6 protein-coding genes are annotated in these 8,835 nt (G+C 76.5%); 2 read left to right on the forward strand and 4 right to left on the reverse strand.

The genetic code is table 11. The features are described from left to right. Nucleotides 1-13 precede the first annotated feature (13 nt). Nucleotides 14-1,627 (reverse strand): hypothetical protein, encoded by a 1,614-nt coding sequence (locus WDV85_RS01760; protein WP_339568973.1) that lies wholly within the window; start codon nt 1,625-1,627, stop codon nt 14-16. Continuing rightward, entirely contained in the window at nt 1,609-2,406 is a 798-nt protein-coding gene (locus WDV85_RS01765) for an ABC transporter ATP-binding protein (RefSeq protein WP_339568974.1), read from the reverse strand. The genes WDV85_RS01760 and WDV85_RS01765 overlap by 19 nt, the downstream gene beginning before the upstream one ends. Before the next feature lie 71 nt (nt 2,407-2,477). On the opposite strand from WDV85_RS01765, the gene WDV85_RS01770 reads away from it, so the two are divergent. Continuing rightward, a complete protein-coding gene (locus WDV85_RS01770) occupies nt 2,478-3,362 on the forward strand; it encodes a GTP-binding protein LepA (protein ID WP_339568975.1) in 885 nt (294 codons plus the stop codon). A 504-nt stretch (nt 3,363-3,866) separates the two neighbouring features. Here the strand turns inward: WDV85_RS01770 and WDV85_RS01775 are convergent. Together WDV85_RS01775 and WDV85_RS01780 are read right to left on the reverse strand one after the other, a co-directional pair. Beyond that, a complete protein-coding gene (locus tag WDV85_RS01775) occupies nt 3,867-4,940 on the reverse strand; it encodes an NADH:flavin oxidoreductase/NADH oxidase (protein ID WP_339568976.1) in 1,074 nt (357 codons plus the stop codon). Between the two features lie 64 nt (nt 4,941-5,004). After that, complete coding sequence (locus WDV85_RS01780; RefSeq protein WP_339568977.1) at nt 5,005-7,506, reverse strand: phosphoketolase family protein; 2,502 nt, start codon at nt 7,504-7,506, stop codon at nt 5,005-5,007. A 180-nt stretch (nt 7,507-7,686) separates the two neighbouring features. On the opposite strand from WDV85_RS01780, the gene WDV85_RS01785 reads away from it, so the two are divergent. After that, nucleotides 7,687-8,817, forward strand: a complete 1,131-nt coding sequence (locus WDV85_RS01785) for a glutathione-independent formaldehyde dehydrogenase (protein ID WP_339568978.1) — start codon at nt 7,687-7,689, stop codon at nt 8,815-8,817. The last annotated feature ends 18 nt before the right edge of the window (nt 8,818-8,835 follow it).

Below are 8,835 nucleotides of genomic sequence, written 5' to 3' on the forward strand. Positions count from 1 at the left end.
CTGCCGCACCGCCTCAGCGGTCGCGGCGCACCGCGGCGAGCAGCTCCGGACCCCGCCGGTCGAGCAGCGCACCGCCCCGCCGCACCCCCTCGCGGACGACCAGCGCCCCGAGGCCCGCGCCCGCGACCAGGGCGAGCGCCCCGCACCAGGGCCACAGCGCGGAGGTGAGCGCGAGCGCGACGGCCGGGAGCGCGAGCAGGCCCGTCGCCCCCGTGGTGACGAGCTGGGCGAGCGCGCCGGGCAGCGCCGCACCGCTCGGCTGCGAGAAGGGGCTGTCCCCCGCCGCCTGCGCCGGGTAGGGGCGCACCGCGCTGACGACGGCGGACACCCCCGCCCCCGAGAGCAGGAGCCCCAGCGCCGCCCCCAGCGCCCCCGCCGCCCGGCCGAGCCAGTCGCCGGGGTCGGCGGCCCCGGCGCCCCAGGGAGCGCCCGCGACGACCGCGCCCACGACGCTCGCGACGAGGACGAGCGGCAGGCCCCACAGCAGGAGCGCGGCGGTGCGCCCGGCGCGGTCCTCGCGCCCCGGCAGGCCCGCGGCCAGGTGGGCCCAGAACGCGGGGCCGTCGAGGGCGACGTCGTTGTGCAGGGACGCGCCGAGCAGCAGGCCGGCCACGGGGCCCACGACCCAGAGGGCGCCGGCGGGGAGGGTCCCGAGCCCGGCGAGCGCCGCGAGGACGACGGGCAGCACGAGGGCGCTGGCGGCCGCGGCGACGTAGCGCGGGTCGCGCCGCCAGTACCGCAGGCAGCGCGCGGCGACCGCCCACCGCGGCCCCTCCGGCAGGCGCGCGAGCAGGTCGCGCCGGTGCGCCGGCGCCGCCGCGGACGGCGGCCGCGCGCTCACCAGGCGCCGGGCCAGCACGGCCGCCCAGAGCAGCACGAGGGCGACGAGGGCGACGACGGCGAGCGCCAGGCGGACCAGGGCGGTGCCCCACGCCCCGGCCGCCGCGTCCGCGGGCGCCGCCCAGGCGAGACCGAGCGGCGTCCACGCCAGCACGTCGAGCGCGCGCGCGACGTCGTCCAGGGCGACCGCCGGCACGACAGCCCCGGCGGCGGCGAAGGCCGGCCCGAGGAGCGTGAGGGCGAGGACCCCGACCACCGCCGTCGCCTCACCGGCGCGGCGGCCGCCGAGGACGCCCGCCGCCGCCGAGGTCACGAGGCGCCCGAGCGCGACCGCCGTCAACACGCCCACGACGCCCCCCACCACGCCGAGGAGCCCGAGGGCCGGCGCGGCAGGGCCGCGCAGCCAGGCCAGCGCCGTCCCCGCCCCGAGCAGGAGCGTGAGGGCCCCCGGCACCCCGACCAGGGCGCCCAGCAGCTGCCCGACGGCCAGCGGGCGCGGGGGCACGGGCAGCGTCGCGAAGCGCGCCGGGTCCAGGGACGGGTCGACGCCGAAGGCCAGCAGCGGGACGAGCGTCCACCCGAGGACGAGCAGCGCTCCCCCGGCCACGACGACGGCCCGCGCCACCTCGACGGGGGCGCCCGCCAGCGCCGCGAGGCCGACGAGCGCCGCGGCGAGGAGCCCGAGGCCGTAGAGGCCGCCGAGCACGAGGACGACGACCCGCCAGGTGTCGCGCCGCAGCGCCCCGCGCCACAGCGCGAGGCGCAGCCTCAGGAGCGCCGCAACCACGCGAGCCCCTCGCCGCCCCCGCGCTCCCCGCCGCCGGCGAGCTCGACGAAACGCTCCTCGAGCGTGCGCCCACCCCGCACCTCCTCGAGCGTCCCGGCGGCCAGGACACGGCCGCCGGCGACCACGGCGACGCGGTCGCACAGCCGCTCGACGAGCTCCATGACGTGGCTGCTGAGCACCACGGTGCCCCCGCCCGCGACGAAGTCCCCGAGCAGCCCGCGGATGGACGCCCCCGACAGCGGGTCGACGGCCTCGAACGGCTCGTCGAGCACGAGCAGGCGCGGCGCGTGCACGAGCGAGCACGCCAACGCCGCCTTCTTCGCCATGCCGGCGGAGTAGTCGACGACGAGCTCGTCCCCGGCGCCGGTGAGGCCGAGGACGTCGAGCAGCTCCTCCGCCCGCTCGCGCGCCACGGAGCGCGCCAGGCCGTGGAGCTCCCCCGTCGTGCGGACGAGCTCCCGCCCGGAGAGCCGGTCGAACAGGCGCATCCCGTCGGGCAGCACCCCCAGCAGGCGCTTGGCGCCCACGGGGTCGGCCCACACGTCGTGGCCGAGCACCCGCGCCGTCCCGGCGTCGGGCCGCAGCAGCCCGGTCGCCATGGACAGCGTCGTCGTCTTCCCGGCGCCGTTGGGCCCGACGAGCCCGGTCACGGACCCCACGGGGACGGCGAGGTCGACGCCGTCGACGACCGCGCGCCCGCCGAAGCGCTTGACGAGGCCCGCGAGCTCCAGGGCGAGCCCGTCACCCGGCGCCGGCCCGCCGCCCCCGTCGTCGTCCACGCCCGCGACGCTAGCGAACCGGGTCGGCAGGCCCTGCTCGCCGACCGTCGGAGGTCCTTAAGATCTGCACCGTGCCGCGCGCCACGATCACGCCGCAGCAGCTGAGGGACCACGTCCTCCAGCTCGGCGAGAAGCACCCCCCGATCCCGCTCGACAGCGTCGACCGGACCGTGCACGACCCCTCAGCCGTGCGCGAAGCCTTCGGGCCCGTCATCTCCTACCTGTCGCGCGTGGAGCTCGAGGTCGACCGCAACGTCCTCGAGCTCCTCACCCTCCTGCCCGACGTCGACGAGACCGACCGCCTCTTCTTCGCCGACGTCTGGCAGCCCCAGGAGATCCAGCACGGCCTCATCCTCGACCGGCTCCAGCAGGACCTCGGCATGGAGCCGGCCGAGCCGAACACGACGGTCGTGAGCCCGAAGATCCGCGTCCTCGGCGCCCTCGCGCACCTGCGGCCCGTCCAGGAGGTGGCGCGCCTCCTCTACTACCTGACGGGCGCCGCGACCGAGCGGTCCGCCGTCCTCGCCTACAACCGGCTGTCCGAGGGGCTCGAGCGGCTCGGCGAGACCGCGACGGCGCGCACCGTCGTCGCCCCCATCAAGCAGCAGGAGCCCGGCCACTTCGCCTACTACCGGCTGGCCGCCACGCAGATGCTCCAGGCCGGGCTGCTGGCCCCCTGGCAGCTGCGGCTCACCCAGGTGCTGCGCCGTCGCTCCTTCGCCCTCGTCGGCGTCAACCGCCCCGGCCAGGAGGCCGACTACGGCCGCGTCGTGCAGACGCTCGGCCTCGGCGACGACCTCGAGGGCTTCGCGCGCGACATCTCCCGCGTCGAGCGCGAGCTCCTCTGGGCCGGCCAGAAGGGCATGGAGGTGCCCGGCTACGTGCTCGCGGCGCTGCGCGACGCCGTCGGCGCCCACCGCGAGCGCCTCGCCACCGGCGGCGCCGCCCCCGCCTGACCGCGGGACGTCGGCCCGAGCGGCGAGAGGCCGGGCCACCGGGCCGCACGGCCGGCGCCCGACCGCGCACGAGCGGTCGGGCCCGGGCGCGCGGAGAGCACGTCATGCCGGCGCCCCGACCCCTGCGGCAGCCGGCCACCGCGCGCCGAGCCAGTGCCGGAGCGCGGCCGGGCCCGTCCGCGGACCCCACCCCGGAGGACGCCGGGGTCGGGTGCGCGCGCGCCGCCGGCTCCGCTCCGGCACTGGCTCGGCGCTCTGTGGTCCCCTCTCNGCGCGCCGAGCCAGTGCCGGAGCGCGGCCGGGCCCGTCCGCGGACCCCACCCCGGAGGACGCCGGGGTCGGGTGCGCGCGCGCCGCCGGCTCCGCTCCGGCACTGGCTCGGCGCTCTGCGGTCCCCTCTCGCTCGGGTCCGGGCGCCGGCCTGACGTGCTCTCCGCGGACCCGCCGCCGCGCGCTCGGGGCCCCCCCCCGAGCGCCCTCGCCGCGAGTCCGGAGGGACTCGGCTCAGGCGCGGGCGTACTGCGGCGGCAGCGGCAGCTCGACGCCGAGCTCGCGGGCGGCGCGCTGGGGCCAGCGCGGGTCGCGGAGCAGCGCGCGGGCGAGGAGGACGGCGTCGGCCTGGCCCTGCGCCACCACCTGGGCGGCCTGGGCGGGGTCGGTGATCATGCCGACGGCGCCCGTGGCGACGCCGGCGCCGCGGCGGACGGCCTCGGCGAGCGGCACCTGGTAGCCCGGGGCGACGGGGATGCTCGCCCCCGGCACGAGACCGCCGCTGGAGACGTCGACGAGGTCGACGCCGTGCTCGCGCAGCCACCCCGACACCTCGACGACCTCGTCGAGCGTGAGGCCGCCCTCGGCCCAGTCGGTGCCGGACACGCGGACGAGCACCGGCTTGCCGGCCGGCCACGCGGCGCGGACGGCGTCGACGACCTCCAGGAGGAGGCGCGCGCGGCCGGCGAGGTCGCCGCCGTGGGCGTCCTCGCGGTGGTTGGCGAGCGGCGAGAGGAACTGGTGGAGCAGGTAGCCGTGGGCGGCGTGGACCTCGACGACGTCGAAGCCCGCGGCGTCGGCGCGGCGGGTGGCCGCGGCGAAGTCCTCGACGACGCGGCGCAGCCCGTCGGCGTCGAGGGCCTGCGGCTCGGCGAAGCCGCCGAAGGCCACGGCGCTGGGCGCGACCGTCGACCAGCCGCCCTCGGCGGCGGGGACGGAGCCGGAGCCGGCGGCCTCGAAGGGCCGGTACGTCGACGCCTTGCGGCCGGCGTGGGCGAGCTGGACGCCGGCGCGCGCGCCGCGGGCGTGGACGAAGTCGACGACCCGGGCCCACGCGCGCGCCTGCTCGTCGGTCCAGAGGCCGGCGTCCTCCGGCGAGATGCGGCCCTCCGGGCTGACGGCGGCGGCCTCGGTGAGGACGAGGCCCGCGCCGCCGACGGCGAAGGCGCCGAGGTGCGCCAGGTGCCAGTCGTGGACGACGCCGGGGGCGCCGACCGGGTCGCAGGAGTACTGGCACATCGGCGAGACCCACACGCGGTTGGGGATCTCGACGTCGCGCAGCCGCAGGGGCTCGAAGAGGGAGGTCACCTGCGCCGCAACCGCGCCCGACCTCCGACACTTCCCGAGCCCCTCCGGTGCGGCGACCGGTGGGCTACCCGGGACGGTCGCCCGCGTCGTCCGCGGCGGCCGCGAGGGGCGCCTGGGCCTGCCCGCCCGGCATGGGGTGGTGGACGCCGCCGTGGGGCCAGCGCCAGCCGCTGATCTCGGGCGGGTCCTCCCCGTGGAGGTAGGCGAACTCGCGGGCGCGGCGCCGGGCGTCGAGGAGCCGCTGGCGCAGGGCGGCGTACCGCGGGACGAGGCCGGGCACGTGGTCGATGACGTCGACGGCGAGGCGGAAGCGGTCGGTCTCGTTGGACGACACCATGTCGAAGGGCGTCGTCGTCGTGCCCTCCTCGATGAAGCCGCGCACGTGGAAGCTCGCGTGGTTGGTGCGCTTGTAGGTGAGGCGGTGCACGAGGCTCGGGTAGCCGTGGAAGGCGAAGACGACCGGCCGGTCGTGGGTGAAGACGGTGTCGAACTCGGCGTCGGAGAGGCCGTGGGGGTGCTCGCGGTCGCTCTGCAGCCGCATGAGGTCGACGACGTTGACGAAGCGCACCCTGACGTGCGGCAGGTGGGTGCGCACGAGGTCGACGGCGGCGAGCGCCTCGAGCGTGGGCACGTCACCCGCTGAGGCGATGACGACGTCCGGCTCCTCCCCCTCGTCGGTGGAGGCCCAGTCCCAGATGCCGAGGCCGCGGGCGCAGTGCTCGACCGCCTCCTGCACGGGCAGGTAGTCGTGGACCATCTGCTTCCCGGCGACGACGACGTTGATGTAGTGCCGGCTGCGCAGGCAGTGGTCCATGGTCGACAGGAGCGTGTTGGCGTCCGGCGGCAGGTAGATCCGCGCGATCTCGGCCTTCTTGTTGGCCACGTGGTCGAGGAAGCCGGGGTCCTGGTGGGAGAAGCCGTTGTGGTCCTGGCGCCAGACGTGGCTGGACAGCAGGTAGTTCAGCGAGGGCAGAGGGTCGCGCCAGGGCAGCTGGCTCGTCACCTTCAGCCACTTGGCGTGCTGGTTGACCATCGAGTCGACGATGTGGACGAAGGCCTCGTAGCTCGTGAGGACGCCGTGCCGCCCCGTGAGCAGGTACCCCTCGAGCCAGCCCTGGAGGAGGTGCTCGCTGAGCACCTCCATGACCCGGCCGGACGGGCGCATCCGGTCGTCCTCGGCGTCGCCGCGCTCGGCCCACGCCCGGCCGACGGCCTCGACGACGGCCTGGAGGCGGTTGCTCGCGACCTCGTCGGGACCGAAGAGGCGGAAGGTCGTGCCGTTGTCACGCGCCACCTCGGCGAGCCAGTCGCCGAGCACGGTCGTGGGCGAGTGGACGCTCCCGCCGGGTTCGCGGACCTCGACGGCATGACGGCGGAAGTCGGTGAGCCGCAGGGGGCGTGAGACCGACCCGCCGTTCGTCCGCGGGTCGTCGCTCATCCGACGACCGCGCGGCGGCACCATGTCCAGCAGGTCCTGCTGCGGGACGCCGTCCTCGGTGAAGAGCTCCTCGGGACGGTAGGAGCGCATCCACGCCTCGAGCTGGCGGCGGGCGTCCTCGTCGCCGCGGACCTCGGAGATCGGCACCTGGTGGGCGCGCCACGTGCCCTCGACCCGGGAGCCGTCGACCTCCTGCGGCCCCGTCCACCCTTTGGGCGTCCGCAGCACGAGCAGGGGCCAGCGGGGCACGTCGGCGGCGTCGGCCACCTCGGCGTCGTCCGCGCCGGCGCGGGTCCGGCCCCGGGCGCGGGCCTGGATCGCGGCGATGCCGTCGAGGCAGTCGTCGAGCGCGGCCGCGAGCCGGCGGTGGACGTCCGCGGACGTCTCCCCCTCGAGCGGCCCCTCGACGACGACGGGGGCGTAGCCGCGGCCGCCGAGGTGGGCCACGAGGTCCTCGTCCGACAGCCGCGCCAGCGTCGTCGGGTTCGCGATCTTCCAGCCGTTGAGGTGCAGCACCGGCAGGACGGCGCCGTCGCGGGCGGCGTCGACGAAGGCCGTGGACTGCCACGACGCCTGCAGCGGCCCGGTCTCCGCCTCGCCGTCGCCGACGACGCAGAAGACGACGAGGCCGGGGTCGTCGAAGGCGGCCCCGTGCGCGTGCGCCAGGGAGTAGCCGAGCTCGCCGCCCTCGTGGATCGACCCGGGGACGTCGGCGGCGACGTGGCTGGGGATGCCGCCGGGGAAGCTGAACTGGCGGAAGAGCTTGCCCATGCCCGCGGCGTCGCGGGTGACGTCGGGGTAGACGTCCGACCACGTGCCCTCGAGCCACGTGCTCGCGACGATCGCCGGACCGCCGTGGCCCGGCCCGGTGACGAACATCGCCTCGAGGTCGCGCTCGCGGACGCAGCGGTTGGCGTGCGCCCACAGGAGGTTGAGGCCGGGCGTCGTGCCCCAGTGCCCGAGCAGGCGCGGCTTCGTGCTCTCCGCCGCCAGCGGGCGGGTCAGGAGCGGGTCGTCGCCCATGAGGTAGATCTGGCCGACGGCCAGGTAGTTGGCCGCGCGCCACCACCGGTCGAGGCCCTCCACCTCGGCGTCGTCCAGCACCCGGCCGCCCCCGCTGCTCGCCATCCCCCCAGCGTGGCCCGGGCAGCGCGTCGGCACACCTCAGGAGCGGGGCCGCGCCACCACGGGCCACTCACCTGAGAACCGTTGTCGACGTGCGGTCCCGGACGCGACGTTCCTACGGTCGAGGCACGCCAGCGCCCCGAGACACGGGGCCGACGCGCACAGCACCGGGAGGTCTCCACCGTGCGAGCACTTGTCTACAACGGCCCCAAGGACGTCAGCGTCGTCGACGTCCCCGACGCGAAGATCGAGGCGCCGACCGACGCCGTGGTCAAGATCACGACCACGAACATCTGCGGGTCGGACCTGCACATGTACGAGGGCCGGACCGACGTCGAGCAGGGCAAGGTCCTCGGCCACGAGAACATGGGCGTCGTCGAGGAGGTCGGCCCCGGCGTCACGCGCCTCAAGAAGGGCGACCGCGTCTCGCTGCCCTTCAACATCGCCTGCGGCCACTGCCGCAACTGCACGCAGGGCAAGACGGCCTTCTGCCTCGAGGTGAACCCCGGCTCGGCCGGCGGCGCCTACGGCTACGCCGACATGGGCCCCTACAGCGGCGGCCAGGCGGAGTACCTGCGGGTGCCCTTCGCCGACTTCAACGCGCTGCGGCTGCCGGGCGGCACCGAGCACGAGAACGACTTCACGATGCTCTCGGACATCTTCCCCACCGGCTGGCACGGCACCCGGCTCGCCGGCCTCCAGCCGGGCGACTCCGTCGCCATCATGGGCGCCGGCCCCGTCGGCCTCATGGCCGCCCTGTCCGCCCGGATCCAGGGCGCGGACCAGGTCTACGTCGTCGACCAGCAGGCCGACCGCCTGCGGCTCGCCGAGCAGGTCGGCGCGACCCCCGTCGACTTCTCGAAGGGCCCGGCCGAGGAGCAGATCATGGAGGCCACGAAGGGCGTCGGCGTCGACCGCGGCGTCGAGGCCGTCGGCTGGCAGGCCCACGACCACTCGGGCGACGAGCACCCGGCCGGCACGCTCGACACCCTCGTCGAGGTCGTCCGCGCGACCGGCGGCATCGGCGTCGTCGGCGTCTTCCCGCCCGCCGACCCGAACGGCCCCGACCCGGACATGCAGGAGGGGCGCCTGCGCTTCCCCTTCGGCCAGTTCTTCTTCAAGGGCCAGTCCATGGGCACCGGGCAGTGCAACACCAAGGCCTACAACCGCCAGCTGCGCGACCTCATCATCGCCGGCAAGGCGGAGCCGAGCTTCATCGTCAGCCACGAGCTCTCGCTCGAGGAGGCCGCCAGCGGCTACGAGCACTTCGACAACCGCGAGGACGGCTGGACGAAGGTGCTGCTGCACCCGTGACCCGTGGGGGGGGGGGGG

It is taken from the genome of Pseudokineococcus sp. 5B2Z-1, from assembly GCF_037482305.1.
Classification (GTDB): domain Bacteria; phylum Actinomycetota; class Actinomycetes; order Actinomycetales; family Quadrisphaeraceae; genus Pseudokineococcus.